We start from the raw sequence: 20,748 nt of genomic DNA, 5'->3' as shown, positions 1-20,748 counted from the left end.
TCGGATGGTCAGCGGACGCGCAGCGTCCGGTTTGCGGGAACGAAGCGATGGGTGCGCACGCCGCCGTCGTTCGGCAGCGTCACCTTCACGTCGACGAGCAGGCGCCGGCCGAGGCCGAAGTGGACGCGCGGCTCGACTCCGCCGGCGTAGCCGGTGCTCGCCACGATCGGGCGCGAGCCGAGCAGCGCGCGCGGGTCGCCGGCGCGGCCGGCCTTGTAGACGTCGACCTGCGCGCCGACGCCGGCGGCCGGGGCCGTCGTCTCGACGTTCAGCCAGCGGTTGCGCAGCAGCGGCCAGCGCGAGCCGGAGTCGTTGCGCATCAGACGCGAGGGCAGGTCCGGGAACCACTCGGCGAGCAGGACGTCCATGCGGCCGTCCCTGTCGTAGTCGAGCGTCGTGCCGGTGCCCCAGTAGCGGTACATGCCGAGCGCCTCCCAGCCGGACTGCTCCGGCGGCGTCGTGCGCTCGGCTCTCGCGAGGCCGGCCGGGTTCTCGAACCGCGGCAGCCCGCCCTCGACGCCGAGGCCGCGGAAGACCGCCGGTCGCGTGCCGTCGCCGACCGAGGTCGCCGCGACGATGTCGAGCCAGCCGTCGTCGTCCATGTCCTCCAGCTGGACGTGCGGTGCGCGCGTGTGGACGAGGCCGAGTCCGATCTCGGAGCCGATCTCCCGGTAGCGCGGCCCGCCGTCCGGACCGATGCCCTCGTGCAGGTAGACGCGAATCGCCTGCCCGTCGGCGAGGATCGGGTTCGACGCCGGCGTCCCGGCGACGTGCTGGCCGAGCACGAGGTCAGGGCGACCGTCGCGGTTGAGGTCGCCGACGGCGACGCCGCCGGACTCGTCGCTGGTGGAGAGCGTTCTGAAGTGGAACGCGCTCGCGTCGGTCTCCACGAATCTGCCGTCCCTGTTGACGAAGATCCGCGCCGCGCCGGACTCCAGCACGCCGGCCGACCGCGGCTCGCTGCGGCGCGAGCCGGAGACGAGCAGGTCCGGCTGCGAGTCGCCCGTCAGGTCGGCGGTCGAGACCGCCAGCCCGGTGAGACCGCTCGCCGGCAGGCCCGTCTCCGCTGTGACGTCGGTGAAGCTGAGGCCGCCGTCGTTGCGCAGCAGGACGCTCGACTCTCTGCCGTAGTAGCGGTCGTTCACGAAGAACAGGTCGAGGTCGCCGTCGGCGTCGTAGTCGAGCACGCCGACGTGGCGCATCGTCCGTCTCGCGAACAGCTCCTGCGCGACGGTGAATCTGCCGCCGTCGTTGCGCAGGACCATCGACGGCGTCGAGTACACGCCAGTCGGGTCGACGGCGCGCTCGACGCCGTTGCGCGACAGCACGACGTCGTTGTCGCCGTCACCGTCGAGGTCGACGATCGCGCCGCCCGTCGTGCGGGCGGTGAACGACGGGAAGTCCGGGTCGGCTCTGAAGCCGCCGGGGCCGCCGAGCAGCAGCCGGTCGGGCGCGCGGCCGGGAGAGTCGCGCACGGTGTAGTCGCTGTCGGGCCGGTCGCCGAACGTGCCGACGACGACGTCGGTCCAACCGTCGTCGTTGACGTCGCCGGCGAGCGCGGCGTGCGCGTACATGCCGAGCAGGGGATCCCACAGACCGGTCGCTCTCGTCGTCTCGGTCAGCGCGATCGGGGGCTGCGCGGCCTGTGCCGCGGCAGGGGCGATCGCGGCGGCCGCAAGCGCGGCCGCCAGCACTGCCTTGCATCGCATCTAACTGACTCCTGTCTCCTCTGGTGACCCCGTCTCGCGCCGAGGCGGGGTCGTGATCTGGATCGTCGATCCGGTCCCTGCGGACGCCTCCAGCGCGAGACTCGCTCGCACCGCGGCGGCTCCGTCGGCCGCCGTGCAGAGGGGCTCCTGCTCCCCTGCGGCGACGGCCACGAAGTGGTCGGCCTCGCGCGCGAGCGCGCCGCCGAGGCGGCCGTGCAGCTCGGGCGCCCAGGCCGTGTCGGCGTCGAGCTGGCCGTCGGCGCCGACGGCCAGCAGGCCGCTGTCGCCCTGCGTGACGCGCAGCACCCCGTGCTCGCCGATCACGGTCACGCCGGCGAGGCCGAAGCCGGGCGTGCGGTCGGGCAGGCACCAGCCGACCTGGATCGTGCCGTGGGCGCCGCCGGCGAAGCGGAGCGTGCCGGACAGCAGCTCGGCGGGATCGCCGGCGCCGTGGACCGCTTCGAGCGGGCCGGCGTACCAGCGCGCGAGGTCGAGCTCGTGGGAGGCGTAGTAGAGCGCGGCCGTCGTGCGGGCGCTCAGCCGCGCGCGGTCGGCGGCGACGCCGATCCGCTCCTGGCGGACGGCCAGCACCCGGCCGATCTCGCCGCGCGCGATCGCCGCCTTGACGGCCGCGTAGCGCGGCTCGAAGCGCAGGACGTGCGCGGCGAGGACCGGGACCGCGGCGCGCTCCGCGTGCGCGGCGATCTCCTCCGCCTGCTCCGCGGTGTGCGCGAGCGGCTTCTCGACCGCGAGCGGCCGGCCGGCGCGCAGCGTCGCGAGCGACGCGTCGAGGTGCAGATGCTCGGGCGTGCAGACGACGACCGCGTCGACGCCCGGCGCGCTGGCGCCCTCGGCCGCGTCGGCGACGTGCCGTGCGCCGCAGCGCTCGGCCAGCGCCGCGCCCCGCGCCGCGTCCGGATCGGCGACGACCGCGACGCGCGCGCCGGCGTGCTCGCCCAGCACCCGCGCCCACCGCTCGCCCATGAAGCCGGCGCCGATCACGGCGAACGCGACGGGGGCGCTCATGCGACCTCCTCCGCGCGGTGGCACGCCGACCAGCGGCCCGGTTCGATCTCGCGCGGCTGCGGCGCCTCCACCGCGCAGCGCTCGACCGCCAGCGCGCAGCGCCCGCGGTAGGGGCAGCCCTGCTCGGCGGCGTCCGGCTGGGGAGCGGCGGCGCCGGGGGCGAGCGGCGCGCCGGGGGCCTCCGCCTCCTGGGCCGCAGCGGCTGCGGGCACGGGCGCTGCGGACCGCCGCCGGCCGGCTCGCCGGATCGAGGGGATCGCGTCGAGCAGCTCGCGCGTGTACGGGTGGCGCGGCCGCGCGTAGACCTCAGCGGCCGCGCCCCGTTCCACCATCGCCCCGCGGTACATCACGCCGATCTCGTCCGCCATGTGCTTGACGACGCCGAGGTCGTGCGAGATGAAGAGGTAGGTGAGACCGCGGTCCGCTTGCAGGCCGCGGAGCAGCTCCAGCACCTGCGCCTGGACCGAGACGTCGAGCGCGGAGACCGGCTCGTCGCAGACGACCAGCCGCGGCTCCAGCGCCAGCGCCCGCGCGATCACGACGCGCTGGCGCTGCCCGCCCGACAGCTCGTGCGGGAACGCGCCGGCGTGCCGTCTCGGCAGGCCGACCTGCGCCAGCAGCTCGGCCGCGCGGTCCGCGCGCCCGCCCTCCGGCGTGACGCCGTGGACGCGCCACGGCTCCTCGACGATCCGCCCGACGCGCATCCGCGCCGGCAGCGCGCCGGCCGGGTCCTGCGCGACGATCTGCACCTTCCGCCGCCACGCCTTCAACGCGGCGCGGCCGAGCGTCGCGGGGTCCTCCCCGCACGCCTCGACGTGGCCGGCGGTCGGCGCGTCGAGGCCGAGCACGATCCGCGACAGCGTCGACTTGCCGCAGCCGGACTCGCCGACGAGGCCGAAGGTCGTCCCCTCCGCCACCGCGAACGAGACCCCGGCGACGGCGCGCAGTGACGTGGCCCGCCCGGCGCCGCCCCGCCCGCGCAGACCGCCGCCGCGCAGCGGGTACTCCTTCACGACCTCATCGACGCGCAGCGTGCTCATGCGGGCTCACCTCCTCGGGGTTCGCGGCGAAGCACGCGACCGCGCGCTCGCCGTCCTCGCCGTCCTCGCCGACCAGGCGCGGCGCCTGCTCGCGGCAGACGTCCATCGCCAGCGGGCAGCGCGGCGCGAACGGACAGCCCGGCGGCCGGTCGCGCGGGTCCAGCGGCTCGCCGCGAACCGTCTCAGCGACGCCCTCCTCGCCCTCCAGCTCGCGCACGGCGTCGAGCAGCGCGCGCGTGTAGGGGTGGCGCGGCTCGGCGATCAGCTGCTCAGTCGGCCCCGACTCGCAGACGCTGCCGGCGTACATCACGATCGTGCGGTCGGTGAACTCGGCGACGACGCCGAGGTCGTGCGTGATCAGCACGACGCCGGTGTCCAGCTCGTCCACGAGCGCGTCCAGCTCGCGCAGGATCTGCGCTTGCGTCGTCACGTCGAGCGCCGTCGTCGGCTCGTCGGCGATCAGCACGCCCGGCCGGCACGACAGCGCCATCGCGATCATCACGCGCTGCTGCATCCCGCCCGAGACCTCGAACGGGTAGCAGTCGGCGACACGCTCGGGATCGCGGATGTTGACGAGCCGCAGCGCCTCGATCGCGCGTCTGCGCGCCTCGCCCTTCCCGCACTCCTGGTGCAGCTCGATCGCCTCGGCGACCTGCCAGCCGATCTTGAAGACCGGGTTCAGCGACGAGCCCGGATCCTGGAAGATCATCCCCAGCTCGCGGCCGCGGACCTTGTTCAGCTCGCGCTCGGAGCAGTCGAGCAGCTCGCGGCCGCGCAGCCGCACCGAGCCGGCCGCGACGCGGCCGGGCGCGTCGAGCAGCCCCATGATCGCGAGCGCCGAGACCGACTTGCCCGAGCCGCTCTCGCCGACGATCCCGACCCGCTCGCCGGCACGCAGCGAGAACGAGACGTCCTGCACCGCCTGCACGACCGGGCCGTCGTCGGTCGGGAACTCGACCCGCAGGCCCGCGACCGCGAGCAGCGGCGGGTCGGCCGACGCGTCGGCGACGGCGCCCGCGACGAGCGGCGAGCCGCCGGCGACCGGCACGACCGGCCGCTCCCGCTTGCGCGCCGCGCCGCGCGCGAACCGGCCCGTCAGCTTCAGCCGCGGGTCGAGCACGTCGGCGAGGCCGTCGGCGACGAGGTTCATCGCCAGCACCGCGAGGAAGATCGCCATGCCGGGGAAGACGAGCATCCACCAGGCGATCGCGACGTTCTCGCGCCCGTCCGCGAGGACCGTGCCCCACGAGACGGCGGGCGGGTCGATGCCGAGCCCGAGGAACGCGAGGATCGACTCCAGCAGCATCAGCACCGCCAGCTCGATCAACGCGATCACGAGCGCGGTCGGCAGCACGCTCGGCAGGATGTAGCGCAGCATGATGCGCGCGTTCGAGGCGCCGAGCGCGCGCGCTCCGCGCACGTACTCCTTCTCGCGCTCGACGAGCACGCGGCTGCGCACGACGCGCGCGTGGATCACCCAGTCGGCGATCGCCAGCACGAAGATGATCCGGATCGCCGACTTCGTGTCCGAGACGGCGAGGATCGCGAGCGCCAGCAGGATGAACGGGAACGCCAGCTGGACGTCGGCGAGCCGCATGATCACGGTGTCGACCCAGCCGCGGTAGAAGCCCGACAGCATCCCCATCGCGATCCCGAACGCCGCAGCCAGCACGACGGCGACGCCGGCGATCATCAGCGACGTGCGCGCGCCGTAGATCAGGCGGCTCAGCACGTCGCGGCCGAGCTGGTCGGTGCCGAGCAGGTAGGAGGCGTCGCCGCCCTCCTCCCACGCCGGCGGCAGGAACTTCTCGCTCGGGGCGATCGCGTTCGGGTCGTGCGGCGCGAGCAGCCCCGCGAACAGCGTGCAGAGCAGCAGCAGCGTGACGATCGCGAGCCCGAGCACGACGGACGGGCGACGCAGGCGGCGCATCATGCCTCCAGCCCGAGTCGCACGCGCGGGTTGAGGTAGGCGTAGGCGACGTCGACGAGCAGGTTCGCGAGCACGAAGACGGTCGCGACGACCATCACGACGCCCTGGACGACGGGGAAGTCGCGCGTCTCGATCGCCTGCAGCGTCAGCAGCCCGACGCCCGGCCAGTTGAAGATCAGCTCGACGACGAAGGCGGCGCCGAAGACGAAGCCGATCTGCAGGCCGAGCACCGTCACGAGCGGCAGCGACGCGTTCTTGAGCGCGTGCACGAGCAGGATGCGGTGCTGCGGCACGCCCTTGGCGCGCGCGGTCCGCACGTAGTCCTCGTGCAGCGCCTCCATCATCGACTGGCGCACCGTCCGCAGCAGCGCGGCGATCAGCACGGCCGAGAGCGTGATCGTCGGAAGTACATACGCCTTCGGCCCCTCGTTGCCGATCGCGGGGAACCACTGCCGCTCGACGGCGAACAGCAGCACGAGCATCACGCCGATCCAGAAGTTCGGCAGCGACTGCCCGACCATCGAGACGACGAGCGTGAAGCGGTCGAGCAGGCCGCCCGGTCGCGCCGCGGCGGCGATCCCGAGCGGGACCGCGACGAGCAGCGCGAAGACGAGCGTCGTCATCGCCAGCATCAGCGTCGCGGGGATCGCCTCCAGCACGAGCTCGAGCACCGGCCGCTCGTGCCGGAACGACTCGCCGAGGTCGCCCTGGACGAGCCCCTGGAGGTAGGACCAGAACTGGCTCAGCAGCGGGTCGTCGGTGCCGAGCCGCTCGCGGATCTGCTGCACCGTCTCCTCCGAGCTGCCGGGCGGGACCATCAGCCGCGCGGGATCGCCGGGCACGAGCCGCAGCACGAGGAACGTGACGCACGCCACGCCGAAGATCACGAACGCCGCCTGCGCCACGCGGCGCAGGAGGAACCGTCGAGCGCCTGGGCTCACCCGCCGATCTCCACCGGCCAGAACTCCTGCACGGCGGTCGGGTAGACCTCGTACCCCTGCACGTTCTCGCGCAGCCCGTTGGACAAGTCGCTGTAGAGGACCGGGACCGACGGCACGTACTCGTCCCAGAAGTACGTCTGCAGCTCGCCGTAGATCTGCTCGCGTCTGGCCGGCTCGGTCGCCGTCTTGCCGGCGTCGATCAGCGCGTCGGCTCTTCTGTCGTGCGCGCCGGTCCACGCGCCGGGCGAGTGCAGCAGCGTCGCGAGCGCGAAGTCGGGGTCCTTCGTGAGATTGCCCCAGCCGCCGTAGAAGACCTCGCCGGGTCTGCCCTTGCCGAACAGCATGTCGATCCACGCCGCCAGCTCCATCAGGGTCAGCTTGACGTCGAAGCCGACCTCGTCGAGGTTCTGCTTCGCCAGCTCACAGATCTCCTTCGACTTCGGGTAGAAGCCGGTCGAGCTGGCCAGCTCGAAGCTCACCGGACCCCCGGCTCTCGCCAGCTCCGCTCTGGCGCGCTCAGGGTCGAACGAGTACATCGGCTCCTGCGCGGAGCGGAACTCGATCCCACTCGCGAGATGCGAGTCGCCGACGGTCGCCTTGCCGCCGACGAGGCCGGCCATCGACTCGCGGTCCAGGGACCACGCGAACGCTCTGCGCAGGCCGGCGTTGGAGCCGAACGGATCCTTGTCCATCCGGAACCACATCGACTGGATCTCGGGCGCGGTGACGGAGATCGCGGACGCCCCGTCGCTCTTCTCGATCAACGGCAGCTGATCGGGCTCGACGCGGTCGATCACGTCGGCCTGCCCCGCGAGCAGCGCGTTGAGGCGCGTTTGGGAGTCCTGGATGAACTCCCACGTCATCGTCCTCAGCTTCGCCGGACCGCGGTAGTAGTCGTCGAAGCGCTCCAGCGTCTTCGCGTTCGGCTTGTCCTCGACGAGCTTGAAGGCGCCGGTGCCGTTGGGCCGATTCTCGAGCGTCGTTCTGCCTCGCGCGATGTCCTTCGCGGAGAGGATGTCGGTGATCGCGAGCGTGTTCAGCAGCGGACCGAACGGCTTCTCGCCGGTCAGGCGGACGGTCAGTCTGTCGACGACCTCGCCCTTGTGCGGGACGCCCCACGTCGCCGCCATCGCGAGCGGCTGCTTCTTGTCGCCGTCGAAGCCCGAGGCGAGCTGGACCGACGCCTTCACGTCCTCGGCGGTCAGCTCCTGACCCTCGTGGAACGTCACGCCCTCGCGCAGCTTGAACTCCCACGTGCGCGCGTCGATCTGTCTCCACGACTCCGCCAGCCCCGGCTTCAGGCTCATGTCGGGCTGCACCTCGACGAGCCGGTCGAAGAGGTTGCGCTGGATCTTGAAGCCGATCTGCGCGGTGTGGTTGTACGGATGCCAGTTGGCCCAGAACGACTCGCCGACGAGGAAGCGCAGCGAGTCCTTGCCCCCGCCCCCGCCGCCGGCCGACGCCGTCGTGCCGCCCCCGCCCGTCGTCGCCTTGCTGCCGCACGCGGCGAGCGCGGTCGGCGCGACGGCGACGATTCCGAGCATCGAGGTCAGGCGTGCGAAGTCACGGCGCGAGATCTCCCCGCGACGCAGCTTGCGCCCGGCGATCTCCAGGGCCTCGCGCGCCCGGTCGTCCTGGGCTCCGGCCATGTCACATCCCTCCATTTCCGTTCACCATTCGTTCACCTAGTGAAATGGTGCCTCCAAGCAGTGGGTGACTTCTACCAGGGTCAGTTCAACCGTGTCAACGGCGGATTTCGGCTTGATGAATGGACAACTCGACGGCAGATCGCCCTTGACTACGCGAGATTCGCGGGCTAGCTTGAACTCACCAGTGATTCCAACGTTTCACTCAATGAAATGACGCTGACGAACGACACCCCTCCCGCCGCGCCCAACCCGTACGCGATCCGCGCGGTCGACCGCGTGCTCGACATCCTCGACCTGCTCCAGGGCACCGACGGCGGCGTCACGCTCGTCGAGCTGTCGAAGGTGATCGGCCTGCCGAAGAGCAGCGCGTTCCGCTACCTCGCGACGCTGGAGGCGCGCGGGTATGTGACGCGCGAGGCCGGCGACACGTATCGCCTCGGGCTCGCCTTCCGCCCGCTGCGCCCGCGCGACCTGTCGCTGCTGACGAGCATCGCGCGCCCGCGGATGGAGGAGCTGTGCCACCGCTTCGAGGAGACGATCAACCTCGGCGTGCTCGACGGCCATCGCGTCGCCTACCTCGACATGGTCGAGAGCCCGCGCGCGATCCGCTTCGCCGCCCGCCCCGGCCATCGCGACCCGGTCCACTCCTCCGCGCTCGGCAAGGCGCTGACCGCGCGGCTGTCGGTCGAGGAGGTGCGGCGCGTGCTCGCCGTCGACGGCATGCCCCGCTTCACCGAGCGCACGATCACGACGCCGGAGCGCTACGTCGAGGAGCTGGCGCTCGTGCGCGAGCGCGGCTACGCGCTCGACAACGCCGAGAACGAGGACGGCGGCCGCTGCGTCGGCGTCCCGCTGCCCGAGCCGCTGCCGGCCGCGATCAGCCTCAGCGCGCCGGCCGACCGCTTCCCGTCCGAGCGCGTCGCGGAGGTCGCCGCCGCGCTGCGCCGCAGCGCCGAGGAGATCGGCGCCGAGTACCAGCGGGCGAGCCGCAATGGCTGACGTGCGCGAGCCCGCGGGCGGCGCACGCGCAGGCGGCGCGAGCGCAGGCGGCGCGGACGCAGGCGGCGCGGACGCAGGCGGCGCGGACGCAGGCGGCACGAGCGCGGGCGACGCGCCGTCACGCGACCTCTCCCGCCTCACCTGGCAGCAGGCGCGCGACGCGCTCGGCCGCGCGCGCGTCGCGCTCGTCCCGATCGGCAGCTGCGAGCAGCACGGCCCGCACATGACGCTCGACGCCGACCTCGCGATCGCGACCGGGTTCGCCGGCCGCCTCGCCGACGCGCTCGGCGACGAGGCCGTCGTCTGCCCCGGCGTCGCGTACGGCATGTCCGAGCACCACCTCGCCTTCCCCGGCACGTTGACGCTGCGCGCCGAGACGCTGCTGGCGATCGTGCGCGACCTCGTCGAGAGCCTGGCCCACTGGGGCGTCACGCGCGTGCTGCTGGTCAACGGCCACGGCGGCAACCTCGACGCGCTGCGGCTCGCCGCGCGCGAGGCGGTGCGCGACCGGCCCGGCGTGCTCGTCGGCGCGGTGATGTGGTCGGTGCTGGCCGCCGACGCGATCGCGCCGCACGCGGTCGGGCCGCGCTATGGCCACGCGTGCGAGATCGAGACCTCCGTCGCGCTCGCGGTCGCGCCGCAGGCGGTCCTGTCCGAACGGATCGCCGCGCCCGCGCCGACACCCGAAGGGGCGTCCCTGTCAGAGCCGCAGGGCGCCCGCTACGACCTGCCGGTGCCGTTCCACCACTGGACGACGGACGGTGCGCTCGGCGACGCGCGGCACGCCAGCAGGGAGCTGGGCGAGCAGATCGTCGCCGTCGCGATCGAGCGCGCGACCGCGCTCGCGCGGCGGCTGATGGAAGTGGAAGACAAGGGAGACGACACGCCATGACGATGACGACCGCGTCCGAGCCCCGGCGCGTGCAGCTGCTGATCGGCGGCGAATGGGTCGCCGGCGAGGGCGGCGAGCCGCTGGCGCTGACCAGCCCGGCGACCGGCGAGCGGATCGCGCTCGTCGAGCAGGGCACCGCGACCGACGTCGACCGCGCGGTCGCCGGCGCGCAGCGCGCGCTGGAGCCGCTGCGCCGGATGACCGCGTTCGAGCGCGCCGCGCTCTGCCACCGCGTCGCGGACGCGCTGCTGTCGCGCCGCGAGCAGATCGCGCGCGACCTGTCGCTCGAACAGGGCAAGGTCTACGCGACCGAGGCGCTCGGCGAGGTCGACACCGCCGCCGCGATGTACCGCGACGCGGGCGAGTGCGCGACGCGGCTGGAGTCGTCGGTCTACCAGTCGAGCGAGGCGCGCAAGCGCGTCTTCACGATCCGCCAGCCGCGCGGCGTCTACGGCGTCATCACGCCGTGGAACTTCCCGCTCGCGATCCCGAGCGAGTACCTCTCCGCCGGCCTCGCGACCGGCAACGCGATCGTCTGGAAGCCGTCGGAGTGGACGCCGCTGTCCGCCGTGCACCTGATGCGTGCCTTCCTGGACGCCGGTGTTCCAGATGGAACGCTGAACCTGCTGCTCGGCGCGCCGGCCACGGTCGGCGGAACGCTCGCGTCGCACCCGGGCGTCGCCGCGATCGGTCTGACCGGCTCGACGCGCACCGGCGACGCCGTCGCCGGCGCCGCCGCCGGCAAGCCGCTGCTGCTGGAGCTGGGCGGCAACGGACCGACGATCGTCTTCGCCGACGCCGACCTCGACCGCGCCGCCGCGCAGGCGGCGATGGGGTCGTTCGCGAACGCCGGCCAGATCTGCAACTCGACCGAGCGGATCCTCGTGCAGCGCTCCGCGCACGACGCGTTCGTCGAGCGCCTGCTCGCCGCCGCGCGCGACGTGCGGCTCGGGTCGCCCCTGGCGGACGGCACGACGATGGGGCCGCTGACGAACGAGCCGACCGCCGCGAAGGTCGACGCGCACGTCGCCGACGCGGTCGCGCAGGGCGCCGAGATCCTCCAGGGCGGCGGCCGTGCCGGCGACCTGCCGACGCGGCTCTACTACGAGCCGACGGTGATCGTCGGCGTGCACGAGCGGATGCTGCTCAACCGCGAGGAGACGTTCGGCCCGGTCGCGCCGGTGCTGACGTTCGAGGACGAGGCGGACGCGCTGCGGCTCGCCGCGACCTGCCGCCTCGGCCTCAACGGCTCGCTCTGGACACGCGACCTCTCGCGCGCGCTGCGCGTCGCCGAGCGGCTCGGGACGGGGACCGTCAACGTCAACGAGACGTCAGCCTACTGGCAGCCGCACACGCCCGTCGGCGGCTTCACCGGATCGGGCAGCGGCATCGGCCGCCTCGGCGGGATGCAGACGCTGCTGGAGATGACGCAGCTGAAGACGATCACGATCGACGTCGAGGAGGCGCCATGACGACTCAGGACAGCCGCGCCGCAGCGGACCTCCGCGCCCGCGCCCTGCGCGTGCTGCCGGGCGGCGTCAACTCGAACGTGCGACTCGACGCGCCGCCGGTCTTCTTCGCACGCGGCGAGGGCGCGTGGCTGTGGGACGTCGACGGCAACGACTACGTCGACCACCTGCTCGGCCAGGGGCCGGCGTTCCTCGGCCACGCCCACCCGGAGGTCGTCGCGCGCGTCGCGGAGGCGTGCGGGACCGGGATGGTGTTCGGCGCGCAGCACCCGCTGGAGGTCGAGGCGGCCGAGCTGGTGCGCGAGCTGGTCGGCTGGGCCGAGATGGTGCGGCTCGGGATGACCGGCACCGAGACCGTGCAAGCGGCGTTCCGGCTCGCGCGGGCGGTCACCGGCCGCACGAAGATCGTCCGCTTCGAAGGCCAGTACCACGGCTGGCTCGACAACGTCCTGATCCGCTTCGAGCCGGGTCCGGCGCAGGTCGCGACCGCCGGCCAGCCGCCGTCGGCGCTGGCGGACACGATCGTGCTCCCGTGGAACGACCTCGGCGCCGTCCGCGCGGCGCTGGAGCTGCACGGCGACGACGTCGCCGCGATCGTGACCGAGCCGATGATGCTCAACCAGGGCGCGATCGAGCCCGCGCCCGGCTTCCTCGCGGGCCTGAAGGAGCTGGCGGCCGACGCGGGCGCGCTGCTGATCTTCGACGAGGTGATCACCGGCTTCCGGCTCGCGCTCGGCGGCGCCGCGGAGCGCTACGGCGTGACGCCCGACCTGGCCGTCTACGGCAAGGCGCTCGCGGGCGGCTTCCCGGTCGCGGCGCTGGCCGGCTCGGCGGAGCTGATGGAGCGCTTCGGCACCGCCGAGGTCAACCACTCCGGCACGTTCAACGCGTGTGTGATGGCGGCCGCGGCGGTCGTCGCGTCGCTGGAGGCGCTGCGCGACGACCCGCCGTACGCACGCGTCAGAGCGCACGGCGTCGCGCTGATGGACGGGCTCCGCGAGGCGGCCGCGGAGGCCGGCGTGCCGCTGCGGCTGCAGGGGCCGGGGATCGCCTTCCACGCCTCCTTCGCGCCGGAGGGCAGCACGCCCGACGAGATCGACGTGCGCGACCTGCGCGGCCTGCGGACGCTCGACGCCGCCCGCTACCAGCGCTTCGCCCGCGCCCTCGCCGACGCCGGCGTCTGGGTCGCCGGTCGCGGCGTCTGGTACGTCTCCGCCGCCCACGGCGAGCGCGAGCTCGACGCCGCCCTCACCCGCGCCGCCGTCGCGCTGCGCGGGGCGTAGCGCGGCCCACGGTCGGCGCGCGAGCGCGCCGCGCTGCCGCGGATCAGGGGCCTCTCGTCAGCTGCTCGACGATCAGCGTCGCGGAGACCGGGCGGGTGCCGCCGGCCAGCGGCGTGATCGTGAGCGCGGTGGGGTTGCCGGCCGGGTTGCGGACGGTCAGGATCGAGTTGGGAACGGTCGTCTGGACGAACGCCTCACCGGTGATCTGCGACGTTCCGGTCGCCCGTCCGGTCACGGTGTACGCGAGATCGGCGCCGTCGAGCGTCAGGATCAGCTGTCCTGCCTCGGTGACGGGCACGTTGAACGCGACGCGGTACGTGCCGACCTCCGCGAGGTTGAACGCGCTCGGTCCGGTGCGGGCGATGCCGCTGCTGCTCGGCCCGTCCTGCGGAAACGCGACGTCCGTTCCGGGCGCGACGGTGGCCGCGTTGTCCGGCGGCATCAGCGCGAAGAACTGCGCGAACTCGGAGGTCCCGGCAGGCCCGGTCGCTCCGGTCGCACCGGCCAGTCCCGCTCTGCCGTCCGGCCCCTGGGGTCCGGTGGCGCCGTCGGCGCCTCTCGCGCCGGCGGGGCCCGTCTCGCCCTGGGGACCGCGAGCGCCGGCCTCGCCCTTCGGACCGGCATCGCCCTTCGAACCGGCAGGACCAGTCGGACCGGCAGGCCCCGCAGGACCGGCGGCGCCTCTCGCCCCGGCAGCCCCGGCCTGCCCCGCCGAGCCCGCAGGTCCGCGGGCGCCGCGCTTGCCCTCGGCGTTCCAGGAGATCTTGCGCTGCCCGTTCGGGCACGTCCGCTCAGCCGTCGTCAGGTTCAGCGTGTCGTAGCCGCCCGCCACGCACGCATAGAGCGTCTTCGCCTTCGGTGCGGCGCTGCTGGTCGCCTGGTCGGCCACGGCGTACGCCGTGCCGCCCATCAGCAGGAAGAGCGCGGCGAACGCCACCGCATGGCGGCGCAGCAGAGTGAGAACCTTCGACACGACGGAACCTCCGATGAGAGAGCCCGCCGGGAGGCAGGCGTCAGCCCATTCATCGACCGCCGGGCGAGAACCTCAAGTGCTCTCGCGCAGCAGGCGCGTCGCGTCGTCGGCGGTGAGCGGGCGGGCGAAGTGGAAGCCCTGTGCGAGCGGGCAGTCGCCGTCGACGAGGAAGCGGCGCTGGGCGTCGGTCGTGACGCCCTCGGCGACGGTCACCATGCCGAGCGCGGTGCCGAGCTCGATGATCGCTGTGATCATCGCGGCGGCCTGGCGGTCGTCGGGGACGCCGCGCAGGAACGACTGGTCGATCTTCAGCGTCTGGACGGGCACGTCGCGCAGCCGCGCGAGCGAGGAGTGCCCGGCGCCGAAGTCGTCGATCGCGAGCCGCACGCCGAGGTCGTGCAGTGCGCGCACGATCGGGTTCGCGCGCTCGGCGTCGAGCATCGCGGCCGACTCGGTGATCTCCAGCGTCAGCATCGACGGCGTCAGCCGCTGCTCCTCGAGCGCGTCGCGCACGGTCGAGGGGAAGTCGGGACGGCGCAGCTGGCGGGGCGAGACGTTGACGTGCACGTGGCTCTCCATCCCCGCGTCGTGCCACGCCCGCTGCTGTCTGCAGACCTCGTTCAGGACCCAGCCGCCGATCGCCTCGATCAGGCCCGCGTCCTCCGCCAGCGGGATGAACTCGTTCGGCCCGACGACGCCGCGCTCGGCGTCCTGCCAGCGCACGAGCGCCTCGAACGCGTGCAGCGCGCCGGTCGCCGGCGCCACGATCGGCTGGTAGTGGACGACGAAGTCCTCGCGCTGGAGCGCGCGCCGCAGCTTGCTCGTCAGCGACAGCCGCGCGAGCGTCTTGCGCGAGTCGCCGCCGTAGCTGGCGATCCCGCCGCGCCCGGCCTGCTTGACCTCGTACATCGCGGCGTCGGCGTGCCTCATCAGCGTGTCGGCGTCGGCGGCGTCGTCGGGGTAGATCGAGATGCCGATCGACGCGCCCACCTCGAACTCCGCGTCGGCCAGGTGGAACGGCTCGATCAGCGCCGTCTCGACCTGCTTGGCGGCCGCCTCGGCGCTCAGCCGCGGATCCTTGTCGAGGTCGGTCAGCAGAATCAGGAACTCGTCGCCGCCCTGACGCGCGAGCAGGTCACTCGACCGCACGACCGCGCGCAGCCGCACCGCGATCCGCTTCAGCAGCTCGTCGCCCGCGGCGTGGCCGAGGCTGTCGTTGACGGCCTTGAAGTCGTCGAGGTCGACGTACAGCAGCGCGACCGACTCGCCCGCCCGCCTCGCACGCGCCAGCGCCAGCGCCAGGTGCTCGTCGAGCAGCGCGCGGTTCGGCAGCCTCGTGAGGCTGTCGTGGTAGGCGAGGAAGGCGATCTGCTCCTGAGCACGGCGGCGCTCGGTCACGTCCGTGAACGCAGACACCGCGCCGTACGGCCGGCTCTCGCCCTCGCGCAGCAGCGGGTGGCTCGTGACCGTCGCCCACAGCTCCCAGCCGTCGTCGTCGCGCTCGAAGTGGACCACTCTCTCCGGCTGCGGCAGCCCGGTCTCCAGCGCGCGTCCGGCGGTCGAGTTCGTGCGCGTGACCTCGCTGCCGTCCTCGTAGGTCATCCGCACGCGCGGGCTGCCCTGCGCCACGACCGTCCCGAGCAGCTCCTCCTCGGAGTCGACGCCGAAGATCCGCACCGCCGCCGCGTTGCAGCTGAGCACGCGCCCGTCGGCGCCGTAGATCAGCAGCCCCTCCTCCAGCGCGCCGATCACCGCGCGGCTGCGCTCCTCGCTCTCGGCCAGCGCGGCCTCGGCGATCCGCGTCGCGGTGACGTCGGTGATGATCCCCTGCGTCAGGCGCGGTCTGCCGTGCTCGTCGCGGATCACGGTGTCGTGCTCCCACACCCACACGATCCGCCCGTCGGCCGCGATCAGGCGGTACTCGCAGTCGAACGCCTGCTCCTGGCGGAACGCGTAGCGCGTCTCGGCCATCACACGGTCGACGTCGTCGGGATGGATCTGCGTGTCCCACAGCGACGTCTCGCCAAGCCAGCCGGCCGCGGGGAAGCCCATCATCTCCTCGATCTGGGGACTGACGTAGATCAACGTCCCCAGCTCGTCCCACTCGGCGACGTAGGTGACCGCGGGGATCGTCTCGACGAGCGTCCGATAGCGCGACTCCGTCTCGGCCAGCTCGACCGCGGCCGTCACGCGCGCGGTCACGTCGTGGAGGATCCCGATGTAGCGCCTGACGACCCCGTCGTCGTCGGCGACCGGCATCAGGAAGATCTCGTTCCAGAAGACCGAGCCGTCTCTGCGGTAGTTGCGGACCGTCACCCAGCACTCGTCGGCTGAGCGCAGCGCGGCGCCCATCTCGGCGATCGCCTCCGGGTCGGTCTCCTCGCCCTGCAACAGCACCAGGCTGCGGCCGACGACCTCGTCGGAGCGGTAGCCGGTCAGCTGCTCGAACGCCTCGTTGACGAACGTCGCCGGCCAGCCGCCGGTCTCCTCGTCACGCTCGGCGATCACGATGCCGTTGTTGGTCGCCGCCAGCGCGCGCTCGTGCAGGTCGAGCAGCGCCGCGCCGCGCCGGTAGCGCAGGTGCACGGCGACCTGGCCGGCGAGCGCGGCGACGTCGGCGATCAGCTGGCCGTCGGCGCGGGCGCCGTCGGGCAGCCGCAGCTCCAGCACGCCCTCGCAGGCCGAGCCCGCGACGAGCGGGATCGCCAGCAGCGTCCGCTCGACGACCGTGCGCTGGTCGTCGCAGGCGCGCTGGGCGATGTGGTGCGCGCCGGCGGTCGCGGCCGCCTCCGCCTCGCGATCGAGCGAGGCGGCGCTGCCGAGCGTGTGCCGCGGGCGCACGCCGCCGCGTGGCGAGGGCTCCCACCCGACGCCGCCGTGGGCGCCGAACATCTCCGCGAGGACGGCGAGCGCGTCGCCCAACAGGTCCTCGGGCGAGGGCTCCGCGGCGAGCCGCTCGGCGAGCGTGCGCTGCGCGTCGAGCAGGCGGCGGGCACGACGGGCGGCGCTGCGGTCCTCGGCGCTGCGGCGCTCGCGCGAGACTGTCTCGGCGAGCCGCAGCGGCTCGGGCTCGTAGGCGACGCGCCGGTCTGCCGGCCGGTGCGTCGCCGGATCGGTCAGCACGAGCGCGACATCGGCGGCGCGGGCGGCGAGCAGCGCCGCCTCGACGTCGCCGCGATCGGCCACGCCGAAGACGACGGCGTGGTAGCCGCCTTCGCCGAGCGCCGCCGGCAGGGCGCTCGGGTCGTACAGGGTCACCGCCTCGATCGTTCTGCCGGCCACCTGGAGGGCCGCGACGAGCTTGGAGGCGGCGGTCGGGTCTCGATGGACGACGAGCGCGCGCACGGGAATAGGGAGAATCGGTCCCGCCTGACACGCCGGGAACGGCTCACGGTACTCCTTGGAGTATCGGAATCCTGCACGAAGAGCTGTAGAAGTGGCGCCGTCGCGGCGCGTCGGCCGCGTACGATCATCCGCCATGGCAGGCGATCCCAGCGAACGTGACGAGGCGCTCGACGCGCTCAGAGACCAGCTCAGCGAGCTGCTGGCGGCGCAGCGGCGGCTGCGCGGGCGCGATGCGGGCCAGAACAGAGGCGGGCTGAGCTTCGCGCAGTTCCGGCTCGTGCGCGAGCTGGGCCGGGCGGAGGGCAGCGCGCTGCCGGCGAGCCAGCTGGCGGCCGCCGCCGAGCTGGCGCCGCCGACCGTCACCCAGATGCTCGACCAGCTCGCGGCCGCCGGCCTCGTCGAGCGGACGCGCTCGGAGCGCGACCGCCGCGTCGTCACCAACCGGCTGACCGACGAGGGCCGCCGCGTGCTCGACGAGAAGGAGGCGCTGCACGCGCGCAAGTGGCGCGGCGCGTTCGCCGACCTCGATCGCGACGCGCTCGACGCCGGCAGCGCGGTGCTGGCGCGGCTGCGCCGGCTCTACGACGACCTCTGAGCGGCGCGTCAGCCCGTGGCGGCGCGTCAGCCGGCAGGCGCGTGCTGCACGTAGTACGTCGCCGCCTGCACGCGGTTGGTCACGTCGAGTCTGCGGTACAGGTTGGTGAGGTGGCGCTTGACGGTCGGCTCGGTGATCCCCAGCTGCTGGGCGATCCGGGCAGTCCGGTCGCCCTTCGTCACGAGCCGCAGGACCTCCAGCTCGCGCGGGGTCAGCGCCGCGAGCCTGCCGCCGGGAAGGGCTGTCCTCGTACCGTCCACCGCCCGCAGCATAGTCGCCGCGGACCGTCCGCAGACCTGCCGACCGGCGCGAGACGTCTGCGACCTTCGTAGGAGGCGTGCGGGCGCTCGCCGTCACTGCGCGCCGCTCTCCTCGTCGAGCCGCCGGCCGATCGCCCATGCGGCCAGGACCGCGCGCGCGGCGCCGTCGAGCAGCCGCTCGGCGACGAGCGGCGCGGTCGCCTGGTCGGACTCGCCGTTGGCCTCGTCGAGCCACGCGCCGACGAACGCGAGCGAGGAGGAGCGCACGAGGTCGAGCGCGTCGTGGAGGTCGTATGCGCGCGGCGCGGCGCGCAGCCGCCCGAGCGTCATCTTCTCGACCGCCAGCTCCTGCACCTCGCGCCAGCGCTCGCCGTGGTCGCGGCGGCGCTCGTAGGCGTCGAGGCCGAACACGAGCGCGGCGGCGATCTCCAGCCACAGCGCACGCGCCCACAGCGCGTCCTCGCGGCCGCCGCTGTCGCGGTTGAGCTGCTCCACCTGCCACGCCGCGTGGTCGACGTGCGCGAGCGTCGCGCCGGCATGCTCGTAGACGCCGGCCGCCCGCTCGTCCCGCGGCGCCGACAGCAGCGCGGCGGCGGCGTCGACGAGCGGCTCCGTCTCGCCGACGCAGCGCATCCCCTCCTCGACGCTCGTCGTGCCTGCCAGGACGTGCACGGCGACCAGCTCGGCGATCGCCATCGCGACGACGTCGACGCCGATCAGCGCGACCGGCGCGTGCGCGCTCCCGAGCATCGCGACGCGCGTCTCCAGCTCCTGCGCGCGCGGCCGCGGGCGGCCGGCGCCGCGCCGGCGCTCGTGCTCCCAGCGCCGCAGCATCCGTTCGAGCCGCCGCTGCGGGGTGGTCGGGTCGAGGTCGGGATAGCGCAGTTCGACGGTCGCGCTGGCGAGCGCGAGCAGCCGCGCGATCAGGGCGACGCGCGCCTCCTCCTCGCCGTTGAAGGCGACGTCGACGACGTCGCCGAGGTAGCGCAGGCAGCCGCCGGCCGAGACGAGCGCGGCGGGATCAGGGTCGGGAACGTCCGCCGCGACGACGGCGTAGAGCAGCGCACTGACGTCGTCGCGCCACGCATGCAGCAGCGGGGAGTCGGGACGGTCCGGGTCGAACATGCACCCTCCCGTCGCACGCCGGCGCCGGCGTCCCCCCGCCGGATCTCGGAGCTGGCGCGCAAGCGCTCGCCTACCGGGCCGGTCGGCCCACGACGTCAGCGCTCCGGGCCGAACTCCTGCGCGCCGTCGGTGACGACCTCGGGCTGGGTCGGCGGCGCGGGCTCCGGCTCCGGCGCGGGAGCTGGAGCTGGTGCGGGCTCCGGGGCGGGCGCCGGCTCAGGGGCAGGCGCGGGCGCGGATTCCGGGGCAGGCTGCTCGGCGGCGGGGGCGGGCGTCGCGGCGGCCGGCTGCGGCGTCGCCGCCGCGGCCTCGCGTGCGGCGCGGGCGGCGCGCTGCTGCCGGCGCGCGCTCGCGGCCGCGTCACTCGCGGCTCTCGCCGCCGCCTTCGCCGCTCTGTCGCTGGCGGCGTTCGCGCTCGCGGCCGACCCGCCGGAGCCGGCTGCGCCCGCTCCGCCGCCGTTCGCCGCGGCCGGCGTCTCGCGGGCAGGCTCGTCGTCGGATCCGCCGCCGAAGACGCCGGCGGCGGCGAGCGCCAGCAGCGTGAGGACGAGCGCCGCCGCCGCACCGCCCGCGACCGCCTGCGTGCGTGACGGCCGCCGCAGCCGCCGCCCGGCTCCGGCCGTCGCCGCACCGGCACCGCCCGCGCCGCTGCCGGCCGCGCCGGCGCCACCCGCGCCGCTCGTCGCCGCGCCGCCCGCACCGCCGCTCGCCGAACCGCCGCCGCTCGCCGCACCGCCACCCCCGGCCACAGCGGCACCGCCGACGAGCAGCGCGCCGCCGCCGAGCAGCAGCGGCAGCTCGACGGGCGGCAGCGCACCCGCGAGACCGCGGCTGACCATGACGAAGCGGCGGCAGGCGGAGCAGTCGTCGAGGTGCTCGACGGCCATCCGGTAGCGCTCGCCGTCCTCGTCCAGCAGCCCGAGCGAGTAGGCGGTGATGAGCGATCTGCGGCTGCGGCACCAGTCGTCTCTGACCTCGCCGGTGATCGCCGCCAGCTTGCGCGTGACGCCGTCCATCACCTTCTCCATCCGCTTCGGCGACTCGCCCAGCGCCTCGGCCGCCTCCGGGCGGGTGTAGCCGTGGATCAGGCACAGCGCCGCGGCCTTGCGCTCGCGCTCGTCGAGCCGGTCGCGCATCCCCTCCAGCACGTGCCGCAGCGTCGTCACGTCGTCGATCTGCTCGGCGAAGTCGACGTCCGCCGCCAGCACCTCCGGGTCGACCTCGCCGGCGTGCTGGGAGGGCCGCGTGCGCCGCACCTCCTCGATCGCGCGCCGGTAGGCGACGGTGACGAGGAAGCCGGTCAGGTTCTCGACCTCCGCGCCCGCCGCGAGCCGCTCGTACAGCGCGTGCCACGCCTGGTTGTAGACGGCGTCGAGGTCGAGTGGGTCGAGCGTCAGGCGCTGACCGGCGAGCTTCGCGGTGAGCGACCGCAGCACCTCGCCGCGCAGCCGCTCGTAGTCGCGCGTGAGCGTCGCATCGGCCGACCGGCGCGCGCTCCCCCCGACGCTCACG

Annotated in this window: 16 protein-coding genes; 5 read left to right on the top strand and 11 right to left on the bottom strand. The window is 74.1% G+C overall.

The features are described 5' to 3' along the window. Window positions 1-8: 8 nt before the first annotated feature. From CWOE_RS06290 to CWOE_RS06265, 6 genes are read right to left on the bottom strand one after another with little or no spacing between them, the layout of a single operon-like run. Window positions 9-1,709 carry a CRTAC1 family protein gene (locus tag CWOE_RS06290; protein WP_012932735.1) on the bottom strand — a complete coding sequence of 567 codons (1,701 nt, stop codon included), beginning with the start codon at window positions 1,707-1,709 and terminating at the stop codon, window positions 9-11. Next, window positions 1,710-2,735 (bottom strand): Gfo/Idh/MocA family protein, encoded by a 1,026-nt coding sequence (locus CWOE_RS30300; protein WP_012932734.1) that lies wholly within the window; start codon window positions 2,733-2,735, stop codon window positions 1,710-1,712. It lies immediately after the preceding gene. Further along, window positions 2,732-3,775, bottom strand: a complete 1,044-nt coding sequence (locus CWOE_RS06280) for an oligopeptide/dipeptide ABC transporter ATP-binding protein (protein WP_012932733.1) — start codon at window positions 3,773-3,775, stop codon at window positions 2,732-2,734. The genes CWOE_RS30300 and CWOE_RS06280 overlap by 4 nt, the downstream gene beginning before the upstream one ends. Beyond that, window positions 3,753-5,705, bottom strand: a complete 1,953-nt coding sequence (locus CWOE_RS06275) for a dipeptide/oligopeptide/nickel ABC transporter permease/ATP-binding protein (protein WP_012932732.1) — start codon at window positions 5,703-5,705, stop codon at window positions 3,753-3,755. The genes CWOE_RS06280 and CWOE_RS06275 overlap by 23 nt, the downstream gene beginning before the upstream one ends. Next, window positions 5,705-6,646 carry an ABC transporter permease gene (locus CWOE_RS06270; protein ID WP_012932731.1) on the bottom strand — a complete coding sequence of 314 codons (942 nt, stop codon included), beginning with the start codon at window positions 6,644-6,646 and terminating at the stop codon, window positions 5,705-5,707. Before CWOE_RS06270 ends, CWOE_RS06275 begins: the two co-directional genes overlap by 1 nt. Then, complete coding sequence (locus CWOE_RS06265; protein WP_012932730.1) at window positions 6,643-8,295, bottom strand: ABC transporter substrate-binding protein; 1,653 nt, start codon at window positions 8,293-8,295, stop codon at window positions 6,643-6,645. The genes CWOE_RS06270 and CWOE_RS06265 overlap by 4 nt, the downstream gene beginning before the upstream one ends. Window positions 8,296-8,505: 210 nt before the next feature. Here CWOE_RS06265 and CWOE_RS06260 point away from each other — a divergent pair, with 210 nt between their 5' ends. Genes CWOE_RS06260 through CWOE_RS06245 form a run of 4 tightly spaced genes read left to right on the top strand, consistent with a single transcriptional unit; the run spans window position 8,506 to window position 12,938 of the window. Further along, window positions 8,506-9,294 (top strand): IclR family transcriptional regulator, encoded by a 789-nt coding sequence (locus CWOE_RS06260; protein ID WP_012932729.1) that lies wholly within the window; start codon window positions 8,506-8,508, stop codon window positions 9,292-9,294. After that, window positions 9,287-10,186, top strand: coding sequence for a creatininase family protein (locus tag CWOE_RS06255; protein ID WP_012932728.1), 900 nt, complete (start codon window positions 9,287-9,289; stop codon window positions 10,184-10,186). The genes CWOE_RS06260 and CWOE_RS06255 overlap by 8 nt, the downstream gene beginning before the upstream one ends. Further along, window positions 10,183-11,658, top strand: coding sequence for an aldehyde dehydrogenase family protein (locus CWOE_RS06250; RefSeq protein ID WP_012932727.1), 1,476 nt, complete (start codon window positions 10,183-10,185; stop codon window positions 11,656-11,658). The genes CWOE_RS06255 and CWOE_RS06250 overlap by 4 nt, the downstream gene beginning before the upstream one ends. Then, window positions 11,655-12,938, top strand: a complete 1,284-nt coding sequence (locus tag CWOE_RS06245) for an aspartate aminotransferase family protein (RefSeq protein WP_012932726.1) — start codon at window positions 11,655-11,657, stop codon at window positions 12,936-12,938. The genes CWOE_RS06250 and CWOE_RS06245 overlap by 4 nt, the downstream gene beginning before the upstream one ends. Before the next feature lie 43 nt (window positions 12,939-12,981). On the opposite strand, the gene CWOE_RS06240 is transcribed toward CWOE_RS06245, so the two are convergent. Together CWOE_RS06240 and CWOE_RS06235 are read right to left on the bottom strand one after the other, a co-directional pair. Continuing rightward, on the bottom strand, window positions 12,982-13,911 hold the full coding sequence (locus CWOE_RS06240) for a collagen-like protein (protein ID WP_012932725.1): 930 nt from the start codon (window positions 13,909-13,911) through the stop codon (window positions 12,982-12,984). A gap of 72 nt (window positions 13,912-13,983) precedes the next feature. Beyond that, a complete protein-coding gene (locus CWOE_RS06235; protein ID WP_012932724.1) occupies window positions 13,984-17,256 on the bottom strand; it encodes a sensor domain-containing protein in 3,273 nt (1,090 codons plus the stop codon). Between the two features lie 133 nt (window positions 17,257-17,389). Here CWOE_RS06235 and CWOE_RS06230 point away from each other — a divergent pair, with 133 nt between their 5' ends. Further along, a complete protein-coding gene (locus CWOE_RS06230) occupies window positions 17,390-17,851 on the top strand; it encodes a MarR family winged helix-turn-helix transcriptional regulator (RefSeq protein WP_012932723.1) in 462 nt (153 codons plus the stop codon). 26 nt (window positions 17,852-17,877) lie between these two features. Here the strand turns inward: CWOE_RS06230 and CWOE_RS06225 are convergent, their stop codons facing one another. From CWOE_RS06225 to CWOE_RS06215, 3 genes are all read right to left on the bottom strand, one after another. Beyond that, the gene (locus CWOE_RS06225) at window positions 17,878-18,111 is read right to left on the bottom strand and encodes a response regulator transcription factor (protein ID WP_201447155.1); all 234 of its coding nucleotides are present in this window, start codon (window positions 18,109-18,111) and stop codon (window positions 17,878-17,880) included. Window positions 18,112-18,204: 93 nt separating this feature from the next. Continuing rightward, window positions 18,205-19,236, bottom strand: a complete 1,032-nt coding sequence (locus tag CWOE_RS06220; protein WP_012932721.1) for a hypothetical protein — start codon at window positions 19,234-19,236, stop codon at window positions 18,205-18,207. 95 nt (window positions 19,237-19,331) lie between these two features. After that, on the bottom strand, window positions 19,332-20,747 hold the full coding sequence (locus tag CWOE_RS06215; protein WP_012932720.1) for an RNA polymerase sigma factor: 1,416 nt from the start codon (window positions 20,745-20,747) through the stop codon (window positions 19,332-19,334). Window position 20,748 lies beyond the last annotated feature (1 nt).

The organism is Conexibacter woesei DSM 14684, from assembly GCF_000025265.1.
Classification (GTDB): domain Bacteria; phylum Actinomycetota; class Thermoleophilia; order Solirubrobacterales; family Solirubrobacteraceae; genus Conexibacter; species Conexibacter woesei.
The sequence above is the reverse complement of the archived record's forward strand: the minus strand, read 5'-3'. Positions and strand labels throughout refer to the sequence as shown.

Excerpts from the sequence above, each read along its gene's own strand:
- CWOE_RS06290 (WP_012932735.1), bottom strand. The coding sequence starts at position 1,709 with ATGCGATGCAAGGCAGTGCTGGCGGCCGCGCTTGCGGCCGCCGCGATC.
- CWOE_RS30300 (WP_012932734.1), bottom strand. The coding sequence starts at position 2,735 with ATGAGCGCCCCCGTCGCGTTCGCCGTGATCGGCGCCGGCTTCATGGGC.
- CWOE_RS06280 (WP_012932733.1), bottom strand. The coding sequence starts at position 3,775 with ATGAGCACGCTGCGCGTCGATGAGGTCGTGAAGGAGTACCCGCTGCGC.
- CWOE_RS06275 (WP_012932732.1), bottom strand. The coding sequence starts at position 5,705 with ATGCGCCGCCTGCGTCGCCCGTCCGTCGTGCTCGGGCTCGCGATCGTC.
- CWOE_RS06265 (WP_012932730.1), bottom strand. The coding sequence starts at position 8,295 with ATGGCCGGAGCCCAGGACGACCGGGCGCGCGAGGCCCTGGAGATCGCC.
- CWOE_RS06260 (WP_012932729.1), top strand. The coding sequence starts at position 8,506 with ATGACGCTGACGAACGACACCCCTCCCGCCGCGCCCAACCCGTACGCG.
- CWOE_RS06255 (WP_012932728.1), top strand. The coding sequence starts at position 9,287 with ATGGCTGACGTGCGCGAGCCCGCGGGCGGCGCACGCGCAGGCGGCGCG.
- CWOE_RS06250 (WP_012932727.1), top strand. The coding sequence starts at position 10,183 with ATGACGATGACGACCGCGTCCGAGCCCCGGCGCGTGCAGCTGCTGATC.
- CWOE_RS06245 (WP_012932726.1), top strand. The coding sequence starts at position 11,655 with ATGACGACTCAGGACAGCCGCGCCGCAGCGGACCTCCGCGCCCGCGCC.
- CWOE_RS06230 (WP_012932723.1), top strand. The coding sequence starts at position 17,390 with ATGGCAGGCGATCCCAGCGAACGTGACGAGGCGCTCGACGCGCTCAGA.
- CWOE_RS06220 (WP_012932721.1), bottom strand. The coding sequence starts at position 19,236 with ATGTTCGACCCGGACCGTCCCGACTCCCCGCTGCTGCATGCGTGGCGC.